Consider the following 22,410-nt stretch of genomic DNA (forward strand, 5'->3'; position numbering starts at 1 on the left):
CGGGGCGAGGAGAGCAGGAACGCAAAAAATGAAAATGATCGATAGACGTGTTATTGCTGGCGTGGCTGGCGTGGTCTGTTTCTTCGCAATTGCGGTTGTTGGCTCCAGGTTTTATCTGGAAAAGCGCGCAGTTGCGCGCGTACAGCAGGAAACCGAACAAATCAGACGGGAAGCGGCCGCAAGACATCCTGACCAGCCGCTGTCGTTGGCGATGGCGAAGGACGCATCTGCCCGGATGAGCGCCGAACTGCACAACGAGTCGGATGAGAAGAAGCGGCAGTTGCGTGCAGCGGCCGTGTTTTACGGGTTCTATGAAGCGAACACAGTCGTGCGCACAGAGTACTGTCGCGAGCTAGGCGTAGACATTGGCCCCTTCGTAAAAGCATTCGAAAGCAGGCACGTCGATTTGCTGCAGAAGGCGAAAAAGCTGTCTGCCGATTTTCCGACAACAGTAGAACACGCTACGGAGTTGATGAAGCCGCAAATGCGCGAAGTCATCGCCCAAGAGGCCGCTGATGCGGCGGCCAAGGGAAGGATGTCTAAAAGGCAGGTGTGCGAGTTCGTTGCGGGTCATGCGGACGCAATCGCGTCCAGGGGGACATTTGCAAAGATTCAACCTGACGCGTACGCCATCCTCAACGACGCGCATTGAACGATATGCGATGACCGGCTCCCCAGTCATTTCAACTCGTCTTCTAGTCAAAAAGACTGCTGTCAAAACGACTAGCATCAAATGCAGATGACTGTTTCTTAAAAGATTTACAGTTGGCACGAAACGTGTATAGGGGTTTACGCGGCCATGCGAGGCCGCGACTCTGTCAACACGAAAAAACGCAGGCCAACAACATGTCACTGATCACCACGCTCAAGCACGATCACGAAGAGATCTTCCGTTTGCTCGACGAATGCCGCGCGCTCGGCGTCGTCACCGACGAGGGGCGCCGCAAGCTCAGGCAGGTGCGCGGCGTTGTCTCCGCGCACCTGAAGCGCGAAGACGACAAGCTGTATCCCGAGATGCGCAAGCACGACGAGACGCGCGCGCTCGGCGAGATGTACTCACAGGAGATGCGCGCGATTTCGTCGGAGATTCTCGGCTTTTTCGACAGACTCGAAAGCGGTCGCTCAGGCCTCGAGTTCGCGCGTGAAATCGGCCGCGTGATCGCGCATCTGCGTCAACGGATGACGCGCGAAGAAGTGCGTCTGTATCCCGCATTCGAGACGCACTGCGAGTAAGCCCGTCACGAGCGACGTAGCGGCCGCGCCGCTTCCCGTTCTTCCGATGCCTGAAACGAGCGAATCATGAAAATCGTCGAACCGCGTTCAACCTTCGTCCCGTTCCCCGAACGCTACCGGCCCGGACGGCGCTTCGCGCTGTTCAACCTTGGCTTTCGACCGTTCTATCTGGCGGGCGCCGTCTTTGCGGCGCTTGCGCTGACCGTTTGGCTGCTGATGCTCGCGGGCGTGCCCGTCAACGGCAACTACCTGCTGAGGATCGACCCGATCGGCTGGCACGCGCACGAAATGGTGTATGGCTTCGCCGCGTCGATCGTCGCGGGCTTTCTGCTGACGGCCGTGCGCGCATGGACTGGCATGCAGACGACGAGCCATCGCGTGCTCGCCGCGCTTGTGCTGTTGTGGCTGTGCGCGCGCGTGTTGGTGTGGAGCGGGCCCGCCGTGCCCGCCGCGATCGTCGACAGCGCGTTTCTGCCCGCCGTCGCCTGCGTGCTGCTGCGCGTGCTGAGGAAGGCGGGCAGCCGCCGCAACTATTTTCTCGTGCCGGTGCTGCTGCTGTTTGGCGCGCTCAACGTCGCGTTTCATGTCCTCGTGCAGACGGGCCGGCCCGATCTCGCGCTGCGTTGCCTGTACGCGGCGGCGGGCATCGTCGTACTGCTGGTCAGCGTGATCGGCGCGCGCGTGATTCCGATGTTCACGTCGAACGCGATTCCTGGTTTCGTCACGCGCCGCTGGAAGCCGGTCGAAACGATCGCTGCGCCGCTGACGCTCGGCGCGCTGTTCGCCGACGCAGCCGCCGTGCATCCCGTCGCGCATCCCGTCATTGTCGCGGCGCTGGCGTTCGCGGCCTGCGCGGTCCACTGCGCGCGCCTGATCGGCTGGCGCTCGTACAAGGTGCGCGGTCCCGCGATTCTGCTGATCCTGCACGTCGCCTATGCGTGGATGCCCGTCGGCTTTGCGCTGCTCGGCGCGAGCGCGCTCGGGTTCGTGCCGCATTCCGTCGCGTTGCATGCGTTCACGGCGGGCGTGATCGGCGGCGCGATCATCGCGATGATCACGCGCACGGCGCGCGGACACACGGGCAGGCCGCTCGTCGCCGATACGCGCGACGTCGCGAGCTATGCGCTCGTCACACTGGGCTCGGCGTTGCGCATCGTCGGTCCGTTCGTCGCGCCTGACCTTTATCACGTGTGGATCTGGAGCGCGGGCCTGTGCTGGATCGCCGCGTTCGTCATCTACGCGCACGCGTATGCGCTGCCGCTGATGCGTCCGCGCGAGGACGGCAAGCCGGGCTAGGGCGCTTTCGATCCCGTCGATAGCGCCGGCGCCGTTACCCTTCGATCTTGAAGCGCGAAACGCCCGTGCGCAGTTGATTGGCGACGAGCGTCAGATCGTCGATTGCCTGCGACGACTGGCGCAGCGACTCCGCCGTCAGTTGCGCGGTCTCGGACAGTTGCGACAGCGCGTGCGTCATCTGCGCGGCGCTCGCGGCCTGGGTCCGCATGCCTTCGTTGACGAGCGGGAAGCGCGGCGCGAGCGTCTGCGCGTCGCGAATGATCTGCGATAGTTGTCCGCTCATCTGATGCACGTCGCGCATCCCGCGCCGCGCTTCTTCGGAGAACGCGTCCATGCCCGTCACGCACGCCGCTGCAGCCGACTGAATCTCCTTCACAGCCTGTTCGATGTCATGAGCGGCGACGGCCGCCTGATCCGCGAGACGCCGTGTTTCCGTGGCGACGACGGCAAAGCCCCGCCCGTGTTCGCCGGCCTTTTCCGCCTCGGTCGCCGCGTTCAATGACAGCAGGTTGGCCTGATCCGCGACCTTCGCGATCGTCGCGACCACCTGATTGATGTTCACGGCGTTTTCACTGAGGATCGCGAGCTTCGCGTTCAGCGAGTCCGCCGCTTCGATTACGCTGCGCATCGTCTCTTCGATGTGCGCGAGGCCGGCCTGACTCGTGTCCGCGCGCACCGCCGACTGCTCCGCGATCAGCGACAACCCGTTCATCGCGTGCAGCAGATCGCGCGAGGTCGCGGCGATTTCGCGCGAGGCCGCGCCGATGCCGGCCGTGGTCACGGCCGTTTCGCTAGCCGTCGCGTGCTGCTCCTTCGACGTCGCCGCGATCTCGGCGACGGAAGTCGTCACTTGCAGCGACGACTTCTGCGTCTGCGCGACGAGGCTGTTGAGCTCGTCGGCCATCCGGTTGAAGCCGTCTTCGAGCGCGCCGAATTCGTCGCGGCGTCCGAGCCTCAGCCGCTGCGTGAGATTGCCTGAGCGCATCACGTTGTGCACTTCGACGACACTCGACATCGGTACCGTGATCGCCCGGTACAGCGAATAGCCCGTCACGAGCGCGACGAGCAACGTCACGCCGAGCGCCGTCGCGAGCGTGATCTCCATGCTCGTCACTGAATCGCGGATCGATTTCGCGGAATCGTCGGCCTGTCCGCGGTTCTCGGTGACGAGCTCGTTCGCCGTGCGCTGCACGTTCTCCCACGCGGGCGCGAGCTTGATGAACGCCGCCTGCGCATCGGGCTTCGACGTCGCGGCAAGAAGCATCGCTTCGTGCTGTTGCGGAAGGTACTCGTCCCAGGCGGCCTTGAAGTCGCGAAAGTGCGCGCGGTCCTGGTCGCGAAAGAGCGTCGCCTGATATTCGGCCGACACCTGATCGAACTGGCGCATGATCTGCGGCAGGTGGTCGAGATCGCGCTTCGTCGCGTCATCGTCGTCGACGAAGAGCGCGCGTTCGAGCGTCGAATAGCCACTGTTTGCCGTCGCGCGCAGCGTGGTCGCGAGATAGAGGCCGGGCACGGAGTCGCGGCCCATGCTGAGCGCCTCGTCGTCCATCACGCGCAGCCACGTGTACGAGATGGCGGCCATCGCGAGCATCAGCACGAACAGCACGCCGAAGCTCAGCACGATCCGGCTGCCGAGCGTCAGGCGGGCGCCGCGCTTCGGGTCGGGCAGATCGGTGTCGCTTGTGCGGGACGTCGCAGTGGCCATTGCGGGTGACTTTTCCGGTGAAATTGTGAGGCGGGGCGCGGGTTGTCGAATGTCCTGACGGTCCACGCCGGCGCTATGGGGAAACTACACGATCAGATGGCCGTTCATTATCGCAAAAGGCGCCGGAAATCAGCGTCAACTCGGGACTTTGCAACGTATGCGCCGGGTGGTTCCATGCGCAACGCGTTCGATCGCACGGCCGGATCGCGCCGCTACAACCGCGCTACAACGCGTCCCAGCGCCATGCCTGCACCAAACGCTCACGCAGATAATCGACGAACACGCGCACGCGCGGCGCGAGATGCTGGCTATGCGGATAAATCGCATGCAACGGCGCCGTCGACATCGAATGATGCGGCAGCACGCGACGCAGCCGGCCGCTGAGTATGTCGTCGCCGACATCCCAGATCGACTTTACGGCGATGCCCGCATCGGCGAGCGCGAGCAGATGCGCGGCTTCACCGTCGTTCGTGACGATCGCGCCGTCGACGCGCACCGCGATGCTTTCGTCGCCTTCGAAGCGCCATTCCGCGCGCCGCTGGTCGCCGATCAGAATGCAGCGGTGCGAGGCAAGATCGTGCGGATGCCGCGGCACGCCGTGCTGCTGCAGATAAGCCGGCGACGCGCACAGCACGCGAAAATTCGGCGCAAGCGTCCGGGCGATCAGCGATGAATCCGCGAGGCTGCCGAAGCGGATCGCGAGATCGAACCCGCTTTCGACGAGATCGACGACGGCATCCGTCAATTCCAGTTGCACGTCGAGCTGCGGATGCAGCCGCTGAAAACCGGCGACCAGCGGCGCGATTTTCTGGCGCCCGAGCTGGCCTGGTGCCGTCACGCGCAGCAGTCCGCTGACTTCATGGCGGCGTTGCGACAGCAACTCTTCCGCCTGCTCGATTTCGTCGATGATTCGCACGACGCGCGCATGAAACAGCGCGCCTTCTTCCGTCAGCGTCTGACGGCGCGTGGTGCGCTGGATCAGCCGCACGCCGACGCTTCTCTCCAGCTGCGCGAGCCGCTTGCTGACCACCGACAGCGGCAGGTCCATTTCCCGCGCGGCTGCCGACAGACTGCCCGCCGACACGACACGGGAGAACGCGATCAGCGCGGGCAGGCTGTCGATCCGGGTAGGGTTCATTCTTCTCAAAAAAGAAAGGATTCGTCAATCCGGAAGCGGTATTTCTTCCGTGGCGCGAAGACTAGCATAGGTGAGTTCGGGCGACAGCCTGGCGTCGTCGCGATGCGGCGCGCATTTGATCAACCTGTTTCCTCGACCTCATTCATTGACCCTCTACGACAGGAGATCCCTCCATGAACTCGCCTCAATCCATACGTGTGCTGATCGTCGGCGGCAGCTCGGGCATCGGCGCGGCGGCAGCCAAGGCTTTCGCGGCGCTCGGTGCGCAGGTGACGATCGCGTCGCGCAACGCGCAAAAGCTGGCAGACGCCGCCGCCGACATCGGACACGGCGTGCAGACGGCCACGCTCGACACCACGGACGCGGCCGCCGTCGACGCGTTCTTCGCCCCGCAACCGCCGTTCGATCATGTCGTGATCTCGGCCGCGCAGACGCCATCGGGCCCCGTGCGCGAGTTGCCGCTCGACGACGCCTACAGGGCAATGGACAGCAAGTTCTGGGGCGCCTACCGCGTCGCGCGCGCCGCGAAGATCGCGCAAGGCGGATCGCTGACATTCATATCGGGCTTTCTTGCCGTGCGTCCGAGCAAGACGTCGGTGCTGCAAGGCGCGATCAACGCCGCACTCGAAGCGCTCGCGCGCGGCCTTGCGCTCGAGCTGTCGCCCGTGCGGGTGAATACGGTGTCGCCGGGACTGATCGCGACGCCTTTATGGTCGAAGCTCGCCGACGACGCGCGCGACGCGATGTTCGAAGGCGCCGCGAACCGTCTGCCGGCGAAGCGCGTCGGTCAACCGGAAGACGTCGCGAACGCGATCGTCTATCTCGCGACGACGCCTTACGCGACGGGCTCGACGGTGCTCGTCGACGGAGGCGGCGCGATTGCGTGAGCGCGCGCGACGCTTATCGCGCGGAGGCGGGCGCTATGCGAGCTTTGCGCCCCGGTCGGCAAGCAGTTGGCGCAGTACGCTGCGGTGGCAGCGGTTCTCGTCCTCGCAGTAGCAGCCGACCGAAAAATTCGCCGTCCCGGACAACGCGGCGAGCGTGTCGAGCACCTTCGACGCATCGCCGTTGTTCATCTCCGCGCGGAACTTGCGCACGAACGCGTGCCACTCGGCGTCGGTCTTCGCAGCGAGCGCCTGAGTGACGAGTTCGGGTGTCGGCGACAGGATCGGCAGCCAGACGTCGTAGTAGTTGCGGCTGCCGAACTCGGCCTTCGGCACGCCGCGCGGCGGCCGCCGCACCGTGCCGATGCGCACGCCTTCTTCGGGCGCACGATCCGATCCGAGCTGAACGATACGAATGGACATGGGGTGAGGTCTCTTGAGTGGGTTGTGGTTTTAGGTTGTCTCGCGGCGGTTCGTATTTGGTTTCATGCTGGGTGGCCTGAGCGCTGCCGCTGGCGCAGACGGCTTGCGCGCCTGCGCCGGGCGCGCGGTCAGCCGAGCTTGCCTCAGCCGAGCGTGTTCTTCATGCCGAGCACGTCGATGCGGCCGATTTGCGGCGGCCCCGTGAACAGATCGTTGGCGACGCCCATTAGCGCTTTCGCGATCGGGCCGTCGAGATGCGCCTGGCGGCCGGCCTCGTCGGGGAACGCATCGAATACGCCGTAAGTGTGCTCCGCGATCTTCAGCGCGAACCAGATCGGCGTCGTGGTTTCCTGGTTCGCCAGTTCGAGCCCTTTCTGCAGGAACGCTTCGACTTCCGCTTCTTTGCCGGGCTTCGCTTCGAAACGTGCGAACAATGCGTACTTGATGGTCATCTGACTCTCCTGTGATGGTGAACACTACTGCGCCGAAAATCTTGACCAATTCGATCATTGCGGTCCACGGCGACGAGCCCGGAATTATCGTCTTTCGATCCGTCGACAGTCTTCCAGGCGGCCTCGCCGTCGACATCGCCTCGCTACAGCCTTGTCTTCTCGACATATGTGCCTGTAAATGCCCAAGTCAGTCTATCCCTTTCGGCGCGAGGTGGGGCGAGGTCGTCCCCTCGGAACTGCCTGTCTCTGGCGGCCGCCGCAAGTCCAGATACCGGGTATTCCCCCAATCGATATCTTCGCTGCGGCGGCCGTCACAATGGCAAGGGATGCGCGTTAGCCCATCATGCCGCCTGCACCTGCGCCTCCACCTCCACCCATTCCCATGGCCTGGCTCGCGAGGCTCATCAGATCTTTGAGCAGGTTCATCAGGTCACCGAGCAGATTGCCGCCGCCGCCACCGCCACCGCCACCTGCCGATTGCGCGCCGTCGCCAGAATCCGGCGAATACATCTGCGGTGATTGATTGGACGCTTGAGAAGAATTGCCTGCAAACCCATCAGCCGACGGGGCAGAATGATTGTGGCCGCCAATGACGGAGGTTTGCGTGGCAGTTGAGTTCGAAATGCTGACTGACATTTTTGTTTCCTTGAGGTAAGCCCATTCAGGAAGGGCGAGTGTTGCGATGGACACATGCAGTGTCCGCTATGCTGGAGAGCAGCGACAATTATTTACATGGAACCTCCCGAAGAGTGAATGCGTGTGTTGAGCGCCAGGCGCTATCGAACGTTCCGCGTTTTAGGCGACGCAGGTGATGGGTCGAAATCCATCAGATGAGCTGAACCTACGCGCTTGATCAACTGCACGACGCAGATCACACGTACGTAGCCGGTAAAGTTCCACACGTACTCGTGTGAAAGATCCATTTCCATCGCCCATCGTGATATCAACTTGCCGACACTCAGCGATTCTTCACGGGCAAGTTCCTCAATGATCGACCAGTAGATTTCTTCCAGCCTGAGACACGTCGCGAGACCGTTAACGCGAACTGACCTCTGTCTTGGTTTCAGCAGATCAGCGTTGAAGCTGCAATACGTTGTGCTTGCCATTTGATTCTCACAATTTCTTTGACATCCCTACGGGAATTTCTTTTTTCGTGAAACTTCAAGGTATTCCATATAGTTAGGAATATTGAATTTTGTTTTAGCCTCCATACAGAGATCATGCTTGCAATGCTCGCTGACTCACGCCTGTCGCGGTGGTATATCCGTATGACCTGACAAGCGCAGGCGAAGATAAATTCTCGTCAAGTCGCATTCGACAGGTCTACGAGGAAAATCATATGTTCATGACGCGGCGTGACGTACGCGCAAAAAGCGGAAGAAGGCGTGCAAGGCGATATGTAGCCGCCGCAGGCATACGTCGCGCCGTGGTTGCGGGAATCGTGTTGCACGCATCGTCGGGCAGTGCTGTAGAACCGGTCTGGCGCACGGAGGCGATGCATTACTTCGCACGGGATACACCGCTGTCCGATGTGTTGAGAGAGGTGGCGAGCGCAGGTGATCTTCAGGTGAAAGTCGCACGCGGCCTGAAGGACCCTGTCAACGGCGCGTTCGACGAACCGCCTGCGCGCGTGTTCGCCAGACTGATCGAAGCGTACGGACTCGCCTGGTACTTCGACGGTCATGTGATTCATGTCTCGTCCGCGTCAGATATCCGACGCCGGACGATCCCGTTTGCTCCGATGACACGCGAAGCCGTGGCCAGCTTGCTGTCGAGCCTCGGCCTCGACGACAGCCACCTCCCCGTTCGGTATTCGGATGTCACAGCCGTCGCGTCCGGCCCGTCGGAATTCGTCGATGCGATTGCCGACGCCATCGCGCAGGCGCAGCAGCAGACCACCGTCAGCCCTGCCGCCGACGAGACGGAGATTCGCGTCTTTCCACTTCACTATGCGCAGGCACAGGACATCACATACACATCTGGCAACCGGCAGCAGATCGTGCCAGGTGTGGCGTCGCTGTTGCGCAAGCTGATGGCCGATGTTCCCGTTTCCGTGCCGGCCCGGGAGGCCTCCATGAGGTTGCGCAACCAGCCGCGCGTCGCGCGCGGCGGGCCGCCGCCGTTGCCGAGCCTGCGCGGGTTGGGCCTGGCCGATGCGGCGCCCGCGATCGACACGCCGTTGCCGGACGCTGAAGCGATTCGCACCGATGCGACGCCGATGCGACGCAACATCGTCGCCGATGCGCGCACGAATTCGGTTGTGATCCATGACGTGCCGTCGATGATGCCGAGCTACGAGCGCACGATCGCAATGCTCGACAAGCCGGAGGATCTCGTCGAGATCACGGCGGTCATCATCGATGTGTCGACGGATGCTGCGAGCGAGCTGGGCATACGCTGGGGCGGCGGATCGAAGGGCGATTGGGGTGCCGCTTACGCGGCAACGGATGCGTCGATCGTACCTGTGCTGGCTGGCGTGAATCTGGCCACGATGATCGGCAATTCGGCGAGCTACCTGTTCGCAAGGATTCACGCGCTGGAAACCAGCGGCAAGGCGCGCATCCTGTCCCGGCCGCAGGTGTTGACGTTGAACAACTCGGAGGCGGTTCTGTCCTCGCGCAACTCCGTGTACGTGCGAGTCGCAGGCAATCAGGACGTAGACCTCTACAACGTCGATACGGGGCTGACGCTGAAGGTCACGCCTACTGTCGAGTCCATGCCGGATGGCGCGAAGAACGTTCTGCTGAGCGTGCAGATCGACGATGGTGCATTCGATTCGTCGCTCTCCGTCGATGGCATTCCCAAGGTCAATAACCACTCGATCATGACGCAAGCCGTCATCGCGGACGGAGAGAGCCTGCTCCTCGGCGGATACCAATATGAGCACAGCGAAACGTCCACCTCGCAAGTGCCCGTGCTGGGGGATCTGCCGTACATGGGCGCATTGTTTCGCGACAAGCAGACGCGGGTCGAGCGTCTTGAACGGCTCATCCTGATTACACCGCGCATCAAGCCGATGACGAACCAGGCTGCGCAGCCTGCCGCCGCGAGTGCGCCTTTGTCTTCGGCGCCCGCGCAGCCGTCACCCGAGTTGGTCGGTAGCGACGCGACCGCGCGCGCGCCAATGCGGCAGCGCGCGGCCAGCGTGCCGGCGTGGATGGGTGCGCTTCCCCCGCTTCCGCCTGGCCTTCCGCCCGGCGCAACTGCGACCAAGGGGCAGATTCGATGAGCACAGGCGGAATCATTGCCGTTACGGTCGGCATTCATGCTGGCGCCAGCGTGCTGCTGTCCGACGGCCACGATTTGACGATCGGCAGCGCAGAGGCTGCGAATCTCGTGCTCGTCGACAACGGCATCGCCCCTCACCACGCAACCGTTCGCCTGAGCGGCAACGTGCTGAAGCTGACTGCGCTTCATGACGGCGTGTCGGTATTCGGCTATCCATTGGCACCGGGCAAGGCCACGGTGTTGACGCGCGGTGCGTCCTTCACGGTGGGCGATGCGCAATTGCAGTTCAGCGGACGCGATCTGCTGACGCCGGATGCGGTGCGCCACGCCGAGCTTGCGTGGTTGCTGGCGCATGCGCCGCTCGCGTATGTCGCGAAGCGTTGGGCGCTGGCCTCGCGCGGCACGAAGCTGACGCTGCTGCTGTTGATGATGTCGGCGGGAGCAGGGGCGATATATGGGATCTACGGTCCGCACGACGTCGAGCGCAAGCCGCCGCGCCTTGAAGGTGCATTCCGCTTTGTGACCGTGCATGAAGATCCGAAGACGCATGCATACGTCTACGAAGGCTATGTGCCGGGTTCGCCGGATCTTGCCTCATTGATCGCGAATGCCCGCCGCGATACGCGTGCACCCGTGATACGCGTGATCGCAGTCGATCAGCTGAAGGAGCAGCTTGCGGACTTTCTGCAGAAGTACTACCGCGACGCGCGGATCGAGCCGGGCGCGCCGGGCTCGTTCACGATCGTTCCGCCGGCCGAAGATGCATACGTTCTGCCGGAGTCGTGGGATTACGGACGCGTTGCGCGCCTTGCGCGCGAATCGATCATCGGTTTGCGGGACATCAGGTTTGCGGGACATGTGGTGGATAACGGTCCCGTGCGCGCGCCCCTCGAAGCCATCGGCATGAACCTGGGGCGTTCGGCGCATGGGACGTGGCTCGTCGACAGCAAAGGCGTGCGCTATTTCAGTGGCGCGCAATTGCAGCTCGGCAGGATCACGAGCATCTCGCGTTGCACGGTGACGATCATGCGCAATGACGACGGAACGGCATACGAGTTCTCCGCCAAGGGCGGAAAAGTCAGCGGCAAATGTAGCTGAGCATCAGGACAGGTTTTCTCGCCGAGTGTTTGCGCGTGACTCGGTGTGATTAGTCGTAGAAAAATAATACGCGCGTGACTATTTTAATTTGGAGTCTTAATCATGAATGTGACAAATGCTGCAACGCCGTCGCCGTACGCAAACGGCGGTACTCCCAACGCTCAGGTCGGCCAGGATCTTAACGATCAGAAGGCTCAAGACTCTACTTCGGAGGCAATCACGAAAGCAAGCAATGAGCAAGCGAGAAAGCACCAGGACCGCATGTCCGTGCTGCAGAACATGAAGTAATCGTGTGAAAGAGGCGCTGTATTTACGGCGCCTCCAATCGATCCATCGTTGAAGAGAGGCAACGACATGCAATTGCAACCAGTGGTGATGAACTTGTTCCCGCCGGATTCCGCTTCGGATCCCAGATCGGTTCAATCGCCCGACAACCCGTTTGGCGATGCCGGGGGTTCGCTCGTCGGCCAGATGTTCGATCGTGCGGAGGAAATCTGCAAAAGTCAGGACAAGCGTATCGCAAGCGATCAAAACGCGTATGCGAGAAGCCGGTCCTCGACGGCCAGGCTGCTCATTCTTCTTGATCTGCAGAGAGACCTCGATCACATGCAGGAAACTGCCGCGATGGCGAAAAATATCGCGGAAAAATTCGACCAGGCACTCAACACACTTACACAGAGAAACTGATGCGCTACGCACTGATCCTGCTGCCGCTGCTATTCCTCGTCGGCTGCAAATCGTCACTGTTCGAGGGCCTGGAAGAGGACCAGGCCAACCAGATCATTGCCGTGCTGAGCCAGCACGGCATCGAGGGAGCCAAGGAACGCAACACCGACAAGACGTGGAACGTGTCTGTCGAAAGCGATGACATCGTCACCGCAACCGAGATTACGCGCGAATATGCACTGCCTCACGGCAGTCATGCGAATCTCGGTGATCTGTTCAGCCGGCAGGGGTTGATTTCGAATCCCGACGAAGACCGGGTGCGTTATGTGTACGGCTTGACGCAGGAGCTATCGGAAACTCTCGAAAAGATCGACGGAGTGCTGGTGGCGCGCGTGCACATCGTGCAGCCGGAGCGTGATCCGCTGATGCGGCAGGTCACGCCACCGTCGGCGTCGGTGATGCTGCGCTATCGCAGCGACTACAACCTCGAATACATGAGGGACAAGATTCGCGGCCTCGTCGCGGGCAGCGTCGAAGGGCTGACGCCTGATCATGTGTACCTGACGTTCATTCCCGTCACGCCAGTTGTTGAATCACGCGACGCGGGCAGCGACAGCGGCGCATACGTTGCCGCACCCGGTGAGGCAGCGCGCCACGACGCCACGTTGACGTTGATCGCCATGACGGTGATGGCCATGTTGCTGATCGTATCGGCGTGGGTCTGGCACAAAGGTATTCGCTCGTTCACGCCGACCTTCTACCAGCGACGAAAGCTCAAGAAGACGGCAGAGGCGCTTGCTGACGAACAGCCGGACTCCTCCGACGGCGGAGGAGCATCATGACCCGCGTCCCCGTCCTTGCCCTGTCGAAGTGGGCGCACCACAGCTGGCTGCCGCGCGGCGTACCCGCTCTCACCGAGCGGGCGCAGGCCGATGCGAACGCCCGTCTGCTCGCGCGCTTTCCTCAATTGACTGCCGTGCACGCGATGCCGCCCGCGCCACGGTTTGCCACGTTGCCGCGCCCGGCATGCGCGAAGGTCTTGCGCGTGACCGCGGCGCTCGCACACGCGCGTTCGCTGCGCAGGGTGATCAGCGGAGCGGCGCATGAGACGTTCGCTTCCCTCGTTGCGCCGCGTGTGCTGTGCGCAATTCAACGTGATTCGCGCGGCGAATACGAGGACGCGGACCTGGGGGCGACGCTCAATGTGTTCGATCGCGCCGACATGACGGCGGCCGGCCTGCGGCTCGCGCTGCACGCGTTGGGCGATCCGGCGCTGCGCGTGCTGACGGAATTGCGCCTGCCGTGCGCGCTCGCGCAACGCGCGGCGCACTTTCGGGTCGGCGGCATGAGCGCCCAGAACGCCTGCGATCTGCTCGATGCCGCGTACGCGCTTGCAGGAGGTGAAGCATGTTGATCTGCCGGAAGGGCGAGTGGCGTGTGGAGTCGGATGGCTACGTGTCGTCCGCCGAGCTCTGCGGGCTGGAGGGTTTGCGGGAAGTCGAAGCATCCCGCGCGCGGGACGCCGAATACGCGAGCGCCTGTCTCGCGCAGCGCGCGCGTGCGTTGAAGCGCCGGGCGTGGCGCCGCGGATATGACGCGGGACGCGAGGCCGCACTTCACGAATTCCTTGCGCCGTCCGCCGCCGCATCGTTCGCATCCCGCTGTCTGGAAGAGCGTCTCGCCGGTGTCGCACTGGAAGCGATCGTCGAGATAGTCGGCGAACTCCCTGCCGGCATGTTGCTGCGGAACCGGCTGCGGCGCTGCATTGGTGCGTCGCGTACGCAACAGGTGTTGTCGGTGCGGGTATCTGCGGACGATTGCGAAGAGACACAGCGCATCGTCAGCGCGCTCGAACATGAGCTCGACGTCCCGCTATTCGTGGTGCTGGCCGACGCGGGCTTGCCGCCTCATTCGCTCGTCATCGAAACCGAGCGCGGCGTGATCGACGGCAGCTTGACGCCGCAACTGCGCGCGCTGGAGCGCGGCATGAGAGACGCGATCGCGGCGGTGCTGGACGAGTACCGCTACATCGACGGCGAATCAGCGAAGAAGTTCGCCGTGGTCGAGAGCGGCTTGCGCGACGTGATCGACGTTCTCGCGCGGCCTTGTGAAATGCAGTATGGCGGAGATTTCAAATGAGTCCGTGGCGAGACATGGAGCGGATCTCGCTCATCCACGCGGAGCGCCACAACATTGCCGCGCTGCACTTTGGCATGGCCTACTCGGTCAGCGTGGGCAAGCGAACGTTCACGATGCAATTCGAACCCTGTCGCGCGAGCTATCCGTTGCGGCTTCATGCACAAGCCGTGGGCACGCCGCTTACGCTCGATTGCGACGCGCAGGCGCTGTTTCCCGAATTGGCCCGGCAATCGCTGGCGCAGGCGGGAGAGAGTGCCCACCTGCTAATCGAGGAAGCCTTCGATGACTGGCTGAGCGCGCTCGAAGGCGTGTTCGGATTCGCGATCAGCGTGACGGGCGTGTCATTCGATGCGGTGCCGCAGCCTGGCGCATACGGCCTTGTCGTCACGCATGCAAGAAGCCATCGTGCTGCGCACTTTGCGCTGGACAGCCCTGCAGTCGATCAATGGCTGAAGCGCCAGCCGGTTCCCATCGAAGACCCGACACCGCTCGCGCGTCGGCTCGTGCTGCCCGTGTCCGTGTGCATGGCGGGACCCGCCTTGACGCTGCGGCGCCTGCGCAAGATCAGGCGCGGCGATGCGCTGCTTCTCAACCGTACGTCACAGTACATGCGCCTGCCGCTTCGCCACGGCGCGCGCCGCATTCTGCTTCAACCTTCAGGAGATTACATGTCGATAGACCGTCCGATGATCGACGATGCCAACGCATCCGCCGAGATGACGAGCGAACTGATTCCCGCCAGCGCGCTCACGTTTTCTTTCGATGCCGTGATCGGCACGCTGTCGCTGACGCTCGATGAGCTGACGCGCTTGCGAGCCGGTTCGATCGTGTCCTTGCAATTGCCGGTGCGCAGGCACACGGTCTTGTTGCTATGCCAGGGCGTTCCATTTGCGCGCGGCGAACTGATCGACATCGACGACGCTCTGGGTGTACGCATCGTCGACCTGGCACACATGGCGGATACACAGACGGGATCATGAGAGAGCAGGCTGTCAACTTCCAGATCATCGTTCTGTTTTTTGTCCTCGGACTGCTTCCGTTGATTGTGACGATGACCACGTCGTTCACCAAGTTCAGCATCGTGTTGACACTGCTGCGTTCCGCGCTTGGCGTACAGCAGGCGCCGGGCAACATGGCGATTTCGGCGTTGGCGCTCGCGGCTACGCTCGTCGTGATGGCGCCGACCGTGGGCAAGATCGGCGCCGATCTGTCACTCGACGAGCGCATCGAGCGCGGCGAGCTGCCCGACGTCACGGAGGTCTATCGGGCCGTGCGCGGGCCGCTCGGCGAATTCATGCTCGAACATTCGCGGCCCGCCGAGCGCGCCTTCATGGTGACGGCGGCAAAGCGCATTGACCCCGCGCGCGACGCACAGGAGACCGACTTCTCGCTGCTGATCCCCGCGTTCATGATCAGCGAAATTTCGAGCGGCTTCGAAGCGGGCTTCCTGCTTTACATGACGTTTCTCATCATCGACCTCGTCGTGGCCAACGTGCTGACGGCAATGGGCATGGTGATGCTGTCGCCCACCACGGTTTCGACACCGTTGAAGCTCTTTGTGCTCGTGTCCGTCTCAGGCATTTCAAAGCTGATGCACGGCCTGATCGTCAGTTACGCAAAATGAATTCATATCCTTCCCTTGGTTCGCTGTCGAGCGATGCATTGCTGCTCGTCTTCTGGCTCTCGCTACCCGCGCTCGCGGTCGCCACGGCGATCGGTGTTCTGCTCGGGCTCGTGCAATCCATCACGCAAATTCAGGATCAGGCTCTGCCGTATGGCGCGAAGATCATCGGTGTGGGGCTGGTGATGATCGTCGCGATGCCGTGGGGCAACAATGAGGTCGCCCGTTTTCTGGAGCATGCGTTGTCCTATATCGCGGCGGGCAGGTTGCAGTGATGGCCGATGTCATCGGATATATCGAAGGGTTCGCGTTCTGCAGCATCCGGCCGGCCATCGCGCTATCGCTGATTCCGTTTGGAGGCAAGGAGTCGCTCGGCATCACGTTGCGGGTGCCGTTGATGCTGATGTTCGCGACGCTGCCGCAGCAGATCGGCTGGCCGGCCAACCCGATCGCCGCGACTGCGGTTGAAGTGCTGGTCGGTCTGACGCTCGGCCTGCTGCTGAGCGTGGCATTTCATGCCGCCGCCGCGGCCGGCGCGTTGATCGATCAGCAAGGCGGCTACACGATCGGCGCGGCCTATGACCCGAACTTTCGCGACGAGTCGGCGCTCTTCGAGAGGCTCTTCGTCTGGTTCGCCACGTTGACGTTTTTCACCGGCACAGGGCTGCGGGCTGTCTACGGTTTTTTCGCCGATGCATGGGCGCTCTGGCCGGCAGGCGCGCCGCGTCCCGATTACATGCGCGTGATGCGCGAGCTGGCGGAGCAAAGACTGGCGCTGTCGATCACCGAGGGCGTCCAGTTCGCGATGCCGCTCATCGGCCTGATGCTGCTCGTCGATGTCTCGCTGGGATTGATGTCCCGCTACGCGAAGCGGATCAACCCGTTCACCACCGCACGCACCGTGAAGGCAATCGTGCTTTCGTTCACGATTGTCTTCTGCGTGCCGGTCCTGTTCGAGCGACTCAACGCTATCTTCCTGCGAAGCGCGATACTGAAATGAGCGACAAGACAGAAGCCACGACTCCTCAAAGGCTGCGACGCGCGCGCAAGGAAGGGGACATCGCGAAGAGCGCGCACGTGACGACGGCGGTGAGCGGCCTCTTCTGGTGGCTGTTTCTGGTGATCGAAGCGCCGCATGTCTATCAGGTCTGCGTACATGTGGTGGAAACGGTCGTGCAGATCGATCAGACGCGGCCGTTCGCCGAGCGCTACGTGCAGGTAACGGGCGCGCTCGCAGAGGCGCTGACCGTCGTGCTCGCGACGCTCGGCGTCGGCGCGCTTGCGATCGTCGTGCCCGAAGCAGCGCAAACAGGCGGTGTGATCGCCTTCAAGCGCGTGCTGCCGGACATCAAACGCCTGAATCCGGTGACAGGAATCAAGAACCTGTTCGGCCTGAAGACGCTGATCGACACCGCGATCACGCTGGCGCAGTTTTCCATCTTGCTGTTCATCTTCTGGCATGCGCTCGCGACATGGTGCACGCAGCTGCTGCCCTCGTTTGCGCTTTCGTTCGCTGGACAGCTGAGCGCAACAGGCCAGTCGCTTGCGCGTCTGCTGGCCATGATGAGCGTGTCGCAACTCGCACCCGCCGCTGTCGACTTCGGATTGCAGCGCTTTCAGTGGCGGCGGCGGCTGAGAATGGACAAGAACGAAATCAAGCGTGAATACCGCGACGAAGAGGGCGATCCGCACATCAAGGGTCGCCGCCGAGCCATGCACAGGGAGTTGAGCCGCTGACATGATGAAGAATTCGAAGTTGGGCGGCATCGACGTGCCGGGCCTGATTGCACGACATGCTGATCTCGCGGCGGGGGGTGGCCTGCTCTGCGTGCTGATGTTGCTGATCCTGCCCGTTCCCCCATTCATACTCGATCTGTTCATCTGCGTGAGTTTCACGGCCAGCTTCGTGATGCTCACGGCGACGATCTACGCCGCGAGGCCGGTGGAGCTATCGAGCTTTCCGTCCTTGCTTCTCGTGACGACATTATTGAGGCTCGCGCTCGCGATTGCGTCGACAAAGATGATTCTGCTCAACGCGCATGCCGGACAGATCATCGGTGCTTTTGGCGAGATAGTGGTTGGCGGCAATGTGGCCGTCGGTATCGTGGTGTTCGTCGTGTTGTCGGCGATCCAGTTCATCGTTGTCGCGAAGGGAGCGGACCGCGTCGCCGAAGTGTCGGCACGCTTTACGCTCGACGGCATTCCCGGTCGCCAGATGAGCATCGACGCCGATCTGCGCAGCGGGCTGATCGCTCCGTCCGACGCCGGCCGGCTGCGTGGCGAGCTGGAACGCGAAACCTATTTCTATGGCTCGCTCGACGGCGCGATGAAGTTCGTCAAGGGCGACGCCATTGCGGGGCTCGTCGTCGCGCTTGTGAATATCGCCGGCGGTCTTGCCGTTGGCATCGCTCAACGAGGCATGTCGTTCAGCGACGCGCTGCACACGTACACGATCCTGACGGTTGGCGATGGTCTCGTGTCGCAGATTCCGTCGCTGATCGTATCCATCTCGGCGGGCTTGCTGGTCACGCGTGTGTCGTCGGGCAGCGGTGGCGGGAATCTCGGCGGAGATATCTTCAGGCAGCTCTCGCTGCATCCGAAGGCGCTGGCGATGGCGGGCACCGCATGTCTTGCGCTCGCGGCGATTCCCGGGTTTCCTCACGTCCAGTTCGTTCTCGCGGCGGCCGCGCTGATCGGCATGGCCGTGGCGATGATACGCGAGCGTGCAGCGACGGACCGCTCGGTGCGGCCGAAAATGCCGGCGATGACGCGCGATGGCGCAAGCTACGTGCAGCGCCTTCTCGACGACGTGGAGCTGGGCACGAGCTCGCTGCTTCGGGTGCGGCTTGGCGCAGCGGCCTGCGAAGCGCTGCGTCCGGACGAACTCAACCGGCGGCTCGCGCAATTGCGCCGCGACCTGACGGTGCGTCTCGGCGTGCCGTTTCCGGGCCTTGGACTGTTGCGCGATACACGTCTCGAAGAACATCGCTATATCGTCGATATCGACGACGTGCCCGTCTCCGGCGGCTCGCTCGTCGCGGGCCACGTGCTGATGAGCGGCGATGCGGCGCGCGTGACGATAGACGGCATGCCGGGCTATCACCCTCGCGCGGAGAAGTCGGTGTGGGTGCCCGCGCAGTCGGCCGCTGCGATCGACGACGCGCAAGTCACGAAATCGAGTGCCGACGCAGCGCTCTGCGATCACCTGACGGAGGTGTGCGAGCAGCGTGCCGCGTCGTTTGTCGGCACACAGGAGACGCGCTTTCTGCTGAATCAGATCAACCTCGAATTCCGCGAACTCGTGACGCAGGTTCAACAGGCGGTCACCACGGTACAGCTTGCTTCCGTGCTGCGCAGTCTGCTTGAGCAGCGAGTGCCGATCCGCAATCTGCGCGGCATTCTCGAAGCCATCGTTCGCGTGCCGGACGGCGAGCGCTCGCTCGACCGGATGGTGCGCGAGGCACGCATCGCGCTCGCGCCGCAACTGGTGCGCTCACACGCGGATCTGAACAACTGGGAAGTGAACGCCGCCGTGCTCGAACCATCATGGGAAGCCGATCTCGAAGCGCAAATTGCCGATGATCCCAACGGCGAGCCGCAATGCGCGCTCGACGCCGATCAACTGGAAAGCGTGCAGCGGGTTTTTGCGGCTCAAAACAGTACGGCGCGCGTCGTCGTGACGACGGCTCGTCTGCGTCCTCATCTCGCGCACGTTCTGCGCATGCTGGGCATTCGCACCGAAGTGCTCGCGATGGAGGAAATTCCACGCGACACGTATCGCGTCCGCGTGATCGCGACGCTCGCGCCGGCTCGATCTTTGTAATCGATGAACGACAAGATGAAAACGCTCGTGCCAGCGCCGCGGCTGCTGTCGAGCCCGCCGGCGCTCAATGCCAGGATCGTCGAAGCCCGGGGCGTCGTCGTTCGTGTAGTGGGCGCGTCGCTGCGCATCGGCGAAATGGTGCGGCTTATCCGGCCCGATACGCTCGAAGCGCAACTCGGCGAGGTGGTCGGCTTCACTCAGGACGGGGCACTCGTCGTGCCGCTCGACGGGCTCGCGGGATTGTCGAATATCACCAGGGTCGAAGGCTGCGGGCTCGAATGGGGGCGCGTCGACGCGCCCGCGTTGCTCGGGCGGGTGGTCGACGGGCTAGGCCGGCCGCTCGACGGCGGCCCGACTCCAGCAACGGCAAGCGCGCGGCAGTCGGCGGGCGGGCTGATGCGTATCAATCCACTCGACCGCCCGGTGATTTCCACGCCATTCGCGACGGGTGTGCGGGCAATCGACGGCCTCTTGTCCTGTGGAGTCGGTCAGCGGGTCGGCATCTTCGCGCCGGCAGGCGGCGGCAAGAGCACGCTGATGGGCATGATCGCGAATGGCGCGACCGTCGATGCGATTGTCGTCGCGCTGATCGGCGAGCGTGGCCGCGAAGTGGCCGAGTTCATTCACGATCACCTCGGTTCACGGCGCGCGTCGTCGGTGGTAATCGCGTCGACGTCCGAGCGGCCGGCGGCGGAGCGCATCAAGGCCGCCGAGCTTGCGTGCAGCGTCGCGAGCGAACTGCGCGCCGACGGAAAGCAGGTTCTGCTGCTGTTCGATTCCCTGACGCGCTATGCGCGCGCGCTGCGTGAGGTCGGACTTGCGGTCGGCGAGCCGCCCGTGCGCCGCGGCTATCCTCCGCGCGTATTCGCCGAGATGCCGAAGCTAGTCGAAGCGGCGGGGCTCACGCGGCAGGGCGCGGTCACTGCGTTCTTCACCGTGCTGGCCGAAGACGAAGAGATGTCGGACCCTATCGCGGAAGAGGCGCGCTCGCTGCTCGACGGGCACATCCAGCTGTCGGGTCGCCTCGGCGCGGCAGGACACTATCCGGCCATCGATGTGCTGAAGAGCAAGAGCCGCGTGATGACGCGCGTGACGGACCTCGCGCATCGCGACAATGCCAGCCGGGTGCGTGGCTGGATGAGCCGGTATCAGGAACTCGAGTTGCTGCTGCAGATCGGCGAATACCGGCGTGGAAATGATCTCGCAAGCGATCAGGCAATCGAGCGGCACGAGATGATCGAGCGCTTTCTTCGTCAGCGTCATGACGAATATTGCGACTGGGAGAACACGATTGCGTCGCTGCGCGCGCTTTGCCGTGAGCCGCGCAAATGAAGGACGCGGCGCAGCTGCGCTTGTGGGCGCTGCTTGCACGCGTCCGGCAGCTACGAGTCGAGCGCAAGCGCCGCCTCTTGAACGAGGCTCGCGTTCAGGTCCAGCGCGCAGCAGCCGAAACCGCGCGGCAAAGAAATGCGATCGCGTGTCATGAGGCAAGGCGCTGCGAGATTCTCGCCGCATGCGCGTATGGTGATCGAAGGGCGCCGCTGTGGCGGCTGGCCTTGCATCGGCACGACGCCGGCAGGTTCGCACTGGAAGAGGCGCTTGCTGTCGCGTTACGCGCCGAACGGCTGGCAGAGGTGCAGGTCGTATCCGCGTCCCGCGCCTTGCAGCGGGAAATGTTTGGCGCGGCCGATGCACGGGAGCGCGGACGCCGTCTCAAGGCTGCGCAGCAGGAGGGCGGCGATCCAGAAGACTGATGGTCAAACGGTGAATGGAGCACGCTGTTATCGGCTGTGCGAGCTTGCGGCACTCTTGCGGTACGGAAAGATCACTCATTGGGTCGCCGTATTCCGGCGACCCTGACTACGATCAGTGCTTGCTGAAGTCCCCCGCAGTCGGCGCGCGGCCCGTCTGCGGATCGATCCAGCCTTTGCCCTTGCCATTGGAGACGAGCGAATAGCCGTCCGGTGTCTCTGCGTCGAGCTGGCGACCGTTGTGTTGGTGTTGCACGGTCAGCGGATTGCTGTCCTTCTCGCTCAGACCGTGAACCACGTAAGCGTCGTTGCCCCGCGTGATCGTCACATTGTCGGCGTAGCTGACATTGCCCTGCGACTGTGTCCCGACAGTCACCTTCGTCCCATTAGGCAGATTGAACGACATTGGGCCTTTGAACATGCCCGACGTGCCATTGGTGTCGATGTGAGGATCACCCCAGATACGGGTCGTCTCGGCCGTCTGCTTGTTCGTCATGTTGATCGACGAGTCTTTCTTGTTCAGATCGAGCTTGTAGTCGCCAAGATCGATGGACGACTTGCCGTCCTTGACCTCCGTATTGCTCCAGTTGTTGTTCTGGCCACCACAGGTCGGAGCGTCTTGCTGGTACCGGAAGCTGTCGTAACTGAACGACTGCTCAAAACCAAACGGGCCACTGGACTGGTGAAAGTTGCTCGCGGACATCTGCTCAGAGATGCCATGCGGCGTTTGCGAATACTGCTGCGAATAACTCGTTGCATCGATTTCCTGGCTCGGCATGAAGTTACCGCCAAAGCCAGGTTCAAACGGGATGGGATTGAACGGTTGCATCACGCTTTGAGACAGGGCGCGGGTCCCCGTGAATGCGGATGACATGTCGATGAATGCGTGGGCGGTACTGTCGAATGTTGCTTGCATGGATGATTCCTTGAACGGTTGATTCTTCAATCAG

The 22,410-nt window shown here is 62.8% G+C and carries 26 protein-coding genes; 19 read left to right on the forward strand and 7 right to left on the reverse strand.

Features of this window, described 5'->3' with window-relative positions:
• Window positions 1-28: 28 nt before the first annotated feature.
• The 3 genes from GCT13_RS07150 (at window position 29) to GCT13_RS07160 (ending at window position 2,529) form a co-directional block, all read left to right on the forward strand.
• Window positions 29-652: a hypothetical protein gene (locus GCT13_RS07150; protein ID WP_152756368.1), complete on the forward strand. Its 624-nt coding sequence runs from the start codon at window positions 29-31 to the stop codon at window positions 650-652.
• Between the two features lie 194 nt (window positions 653-846).
• On the forward strand, window positions 847-1,233 hold the full coding sequence (locus GCT13_RS07155; RefSeq protein WP_152756370.1) for a hemerythrin domain-containing protein: 387 nt from the start codon (window positions 847-849) through the stop codon (window positions 1,231-1,233).
• Window positions 1,234-1,299: 66 nt separating this feature from the next.
• Window positions 1,300-2,529: an NnrS family protein gene (locus tag GCT13_RS07160; protein WP_152756373.1), complete on the forward strand. Its 1,230-nt coding sequence runs from the start codon at window positions 1,300-1,302 to the stop codon at window positions 2,527-2,529.
• A gap of 34 nt (window positions 2,530-2,563) precedes the next feature.
• Here the strand turns inward: GCT13_RS07160 and GCT13_RS07165 are convergent, their stop codons facing one another.
• On the reverse strand, window positions 2,564-4,237 hold the full coding sequence (locus GCT13_RS07165) for a methyl-accepting chemotaxis protein (RefSeq protein WP_152756375.1): 1,674 nt from the start codon (window positions 4,235-4,237) through the stop codon (window positions 2,564-2,566).
• A 223-nt stretch (window positions 4,238-4,460) separates the two neighbouring features.
• The gene (locus tag GCT13_RS07170) at window positions 4,461-5,375 is read right to left on the reverse strand and encodes a LysR family transcriptional regulator (RefSeq protein ID WP_152756377.1); all 915 of its coding nucleotides are present in this window, start codon (window positions 5,373-5,375) and stop codon (window positions 4,461-4,463) included.
• 173 nt (window positions 5,376-5,548) lie between these two features.
• Here GCT13_RS07170 and GCT13_RS07175 point away from each other — a divergent pair, with 173 nt between their 5' ends.
• Window positions 5,549-6,262, forward strand: a complete 714-nt coding sequence (locus GCT13_RS07175) for an SDR family oxidoreductase (RefSeq protein WP_152756378.1) — start codon at window positions 5,549-5,551, stop codon at window positions 6,260-6,262.
• Window positions 6,263-6,295: 33 nt separating this feature from the next.
• Here GCT13_RS07175 and GCT13_RS07180 read toward each other — a convergent pair whose 3' ends face one another.
• From GCT13_RS07180 to GCT13_RS07195, 4 genes are all read right to left on the reverse strand, one after another.
• Window positions 6,296-6,682, reverse strand: a complete 387-nt coding sequence (locus GCT13_RS07180) for a DUF488 domain-containing protein (RefSeq protein ID WP_152756380.1) — start codon at window positions 6,680-6,682, stop codon at window positions 6,296-6,298.
• Between the two features lie 143 nt (window positions 6,683-6,825).
• Window positions 6,826-7,134, reverse strand: coding sequence for a putative quinol monooxygenase (locus tag GCT13_RS07185; RefSeq protein WP_090865212.1), 309 nt, complete (start codon window positions 7,132-7,134; stop codon window positions 6,826-6,828).
• Window positions 7,135-7,467: 333 nt separating this feature from the next.
• A complete protein-coding gene (locus tag GCT13_RS07190; protein ID WP_152756382.1) occupies window positions 7,468-7,824 on the reverse strand; it encodes a hypothetical protein in 357 nt (118 codons plus the stop codon).
• An 86-nt stretch (window positions 7,825-7,910) separates the two neighbouring features.
• A complete protein-coding gene (locus GCT13_RS07195; RefSeq protein ID WP_152756384.1) occupies window positions 7,911-8,240 on the reverse strand; it encodes a ribbon-helix-helix domain-containing protein in 330 nt (109 codons plus the stop codon).
• 461 nt (window positions 8,241-8,701) lie between these two features.
• Here GCT13_RS07195 and sctC point away from each other — a divergent pair, with 461 nt between their 5' ends.
• The 15 genes from sctC (at window position 8,702) to GCT13_RS07270 (ending at window position 21,463) form a co-directional block, all read left to right on the forward strand.
• Window positions 8,702-10,363 carry a type III secretion system outer membrane ring subunit SctC gene (gene sctC, locus GCT13_RS07200; RefSeq protein ID WP_321574224.1) on the forward strand — a complete coding sequence of 554 codons (1,662 nt, stop codon included), beginning with the start codon at window positions 8,702-8,704 and terminating at the stop codon, window positions 10,361-10,363.
• Entirely contained in the window at window positions 10,360-11,460 is a 1,101-nt protein-coding gene (locus tag GCT13_RS07205) for an FHA domain-containing protein (protein WP_152756390.1), read from the forward strand. The genes sctC and GCT13_RS07205 overlap by 4 nt, the downstream gene beginning before the upstream one ends.
• 102 nt (window positions 11,461-11,562) lie before the next feature.
• On the forward strand, window positions 11,563-11,748 hold the full coding sequence (locus GCT13_RS07210; protein WP_152756392.1) for a hypothetical protein: 186 nt from the start codon (window positions 11,563-11,565) through the stop codon (window positions 11,746-11,748).
• 66 nt (window positions 11,749-11,814) lie between these two features.
• Window positions 11,815-12,147 (forward strand): hypothetical protein, encoded by a 333-nt coding sequence (locus GCT13_RS07215; RefSeq protein WP_152756394.1) that lies wholly within the window; start codon window positions 11,815-11,817, stop codon window positions 12,145-12,147.
• Entirely contained in the window at window positions 12,147-12,968 is an 822-nt protein-coding gene (gene sctJ / locus GCT13_RS07220) for a type III secretion system inner membrane ring lipoprotein SctJ (protein ID WP_152756397.1), read from the forward strand. Before GCT13_RS07215 ends, sctJ begins: the two co-directional genes overlap by 1 nt.
• Window positions 12,965-13,540, forward strand: a complete 576-nt coding sequence (locus GCT13_RS07225; RefSeq protein WP_152756399.1) for a hypothetical protein — start codon at window positions 12,965-12,967, stop codon at window positions 13,538-13,540. The genes sctJ and GCT13_RS07225 overlap by 4 nt, the downstream gene beginning before the upstream one ends.
• Window positions 13,534-14,265 carry a flagellar biosynthesis protein gene (locus GCT13_RS07230; protein WP_152756401.1) on the forward strand — a complete coding sequence of 244 codons (732 nt, stop codon included), beginning with the start codon at window positions 13,534-13,536 and terminating at the stop codon, window positions 14,263-14,265. The genes GCT13_RS07225 and GCT13_RS07230 overlap by 7 nt, the downstream gene beginning before the upstream one ends.
• Entirely contained in the window at window positions 14,262-15,245 is a 984-nt protein-coding gene (locus GCT13_RS07235; protein ID WP_152756403.1) for a FliM/FliN family flagellar motor switch protein, read from the forward strand. The genes GCT13_RS07230 and GCT13_RS07235 overlap by 4 nt, the downstream gene beginning before the upstream one ends.
• Entirely contained in the window at window positions 15,242-15,889 is a 648-nt protein-coding gene (locus GCT13_RS07240; RefSeq protein ID WP_152756405.1) for an EscR/YscR/HrcR family type III secretion system export apparatus protein, read from the forward strand. Before GCT13_RS07235 ends, GCT13_RS07240 begins: the two co-directional genes overlap by 4 nt.
• Entirely contained in the window at window positions 15,886-16,161 is a 276-nt protein-coding gene (gene sctS / locus GCT13_RS07245) for a type III secretion system export apparatus subunit SctS (protein WP_152756407.1), read from the forward strand. The genes GCT13_RS07240 and sctS overlap by 4 nt, the downstream gene beginning before the upstream one ends.
• A complete protein-coding gene (locus GCT13_RS07250; protein WP_152756409.1) occupies window positions 16,161-16,886 on the forward strand; it encodes an EscT/YscT/HrcT family type III secretion system export apparatus protein in 726 nt (241 codons plus the stop codon). Before sctS ends, GCT13_RS07250 begins: the two co-directional genes overlap by 1 nt.
• Entirely contained in the window at window positions 16,883-17,623 is a 741-nt protein-coding gene (locus tag GCT13_RS07255; RefSeq protein WP_152756411.1) for an EscU/YscU/HrcU family type III secretion system export apparatus switch protein, read from the forward strand. Before GCT13_RS07250 ends, GCT13_RS07255 begins: the two co-directional genes overlap by 4 nt.
• A 1-nt stretch (window position 17,624) precedes the next feature.
• Window positions 17,625-19,709: a flagellar biosynthesis protein FlhA gene (locus GCT13_RS07260; protein WP_152756414.1), complete on the forward strand. Its 2,085-nt coding sequence runs from the start codon at window positions 17,625-17,627 to the stop codon at window positions 19,707-19,709.
• Between the two features lie 15 nt (window positions 19,710-19,724).
• Window positions 19,725-21,041, forward strand: coding sequence for a FliI/YscN family ATPase (locus GCT13_RS07265; protein ID WP_227746743.1), 1,317 nt, complete (start codon window positions 19,725-19,727; stop codon window positions 21,039-21,041).
• A gap of 224 nt (window positions 21,042-21,265) precedes the next feature.
• Entirely contained in the window at window positions 21,266-21,463 is a 198-nt protein-coding gene (locus tag GCT13_RS07270) for a hypothetical protein (protein ID WP_152756418.1), read from the forward strand.
• A 112-nt stretch (window positions 21,464-21,575) separates the two neighbouring features.
• On the opposite strand, the gene GCT13_RS07275 is transcribed toward GCT13_RS07270, so the two are convergent.
• Window positions 21,576-22,406 (reverse strand): DUF1521 domain-containing protein, encoded by an 831-nt coding sequence (locus GCT13_RS07275; protein WP_152756421.1) that lies wholly within the window; start codon window positions 22,404-22,406, stop codon window positions 21,576-21,578.
• Window positions 22,407-22,410: the final 4 nt, after the last annotated feature.

This window comes from Paraburkholderia franconis, assembly GCF_009362735.1.
GTDB classification, from domain to species: domain Bacteria; phylum Pseudomonadota; class Gammaproteobacteria; order Burkholderiales; family Burkholderiaceae; genus Paraburkholderia; species Paraburkholderia franconis.

Coding starts and splice junctions, on each gene's coding strand:
- GCT13_RS07265 (WP_227746743.1), top strand. CDS start 19,725: ATGAAAACGCTCGTGCCAGCGCCGCGGCTGCTGTCGAGCCCGCCGGCG.
- sctS (WP_152756407.1), top strand. CDS start 15,886: ATGAATTCATATCCTTCCCTTGGTTCGCTGTCGAGCGATGCATTGCTG.
- GCT13_RS07150 (WP_152756368.1), top strand. CDS start 29: ATGAAAATGATCGATAGACGTGTTATTGCTGGCGTGGCTGGCGTGGTC.
- GCT13_RS07205 (WP_152756390.1), top strand. CDS start 10,360: ATGAGCACAGGCGGAATCATTGCCGTTACGGTCGGCATTCATGCTGGC.
- GCT13_RS07240 (WP_152756405.1), top strand. CDS start 15,242: ATGAGAGAGCAGGCTGTCAACTTCCAGATCATCGTTCTGTTTTTTGTC.
- GCT13_RS07195 (WP_152756384.1), bottom strand. CDS start 8,240: ATGGCAAGCACAACGTATTGCAGCTTCAACGCTGATCTGCTGAAACCA.
- GCT13_RS07260 (WP_152756414.1), top strand. CDS start 17,625: ATGATGAAGAATTCGAAGTTGGGCGGCATCGACGTGCCGGGCCTGATT.
- GCT13_RS07230 (WP_152756401.1), top strand. CDS start 13,534: ATGTTGATCTGCCGGAAGGGCGAGTGGCGTGTGGAGTCGGATGGCTAC.
- GCT13_RS07255 (WP_152756411.1), top strand. CDS start 16,883: ATGAGCGACAAGACAGAAGCCACGACTCCTCAAAGGCTGCGACGCGCG.
- GCT13_RS07180 (WP_152756380.1), bottom strand. CDS start 6,682: ATGTCCATTCGTATCGTTCAGCTCGGATCGGATCGTGCGCCCGAAGAA.
- GCT13_RS07165 (WP_152756375.1), bottom strand. CDS start 4,237: ATGGCCACTGCGACGTCCCGCACAAGCGACACCGATCTGCCCGACCCG.
- GCT13_RS07185 (WP_090865212.1), bottom strand. CDS start 7,134: ATGACCATCAAGTACGCATTGTTCGCACGTTTCGAAGCGAAGCCCGGC.
- GCT13_RS07225 (WP_152756399.1), top strand. CDS start 12,965: ATGACCCGCGTCCCCGTCCTTGCCCTGTCGAAGTGGGCGCACCACAGC.
- GCT13_RS07155 (WP_152756370.1), top strand. CDS start 847: ATGTCACTGATCACCACGCTCAAGCACGATCACGAAGAGATCTTCCGT.
- GCT13_RS07210 (WP_152756392.1), top strand. CDS start 11,563: ATGAATGTGACAAATGCTGCAACGCCGTCGCCGTACGCAAACGGCGGT.
- GCT13_RS07175 (WP_152756378.1), top strand. CDS start 5,549: ATGAACTCGCCTCAATCCATACGTGTGCTGATCGTCGGCGGCAGCTCG.
- GCT13_RS07250 (WP_152756409.1), top strand. CDS start 16,161: ATGGCCGATGTCATCGGATATATCGAAGGGTTCGCGTTCTGCAGCATC.
- GCT13_RS07235 (WP_152756403.1), top strand. CDS start 14,262: ATGAGTCCGTGGCGAGACATGGAGCGGATCTCGCTCATCCACGCGGAG.
- GCT13_RS07160 (WP_152756373.1), top strand. CDS start 1,300: ATGAAAATCGTCGAACCGCGTTCAACCTTCGTCCCGTTCCCCGAACGC.
- GCT13_RS07215 (WP_152756394.1), top strand. CDS start 11,815: ATGCAATTGCAACCAGTGGTGATGAACTTGTTCCCGCCGGATTCCGCT.
- sctJ (WP_152756397.1), top strand. CDS start 12,147: ATGCGCTACGCACTGATCCTGCTGCCGCTGCTATTCCTCGTCGGCTGC.
- GCT13_RS07170 (WP_152756377.1), bottom strand. CDS start 5,375: ATGAACCCTACCCGGATCGACAGCCTGCCCGCGCTGATCGCGTTCTCC.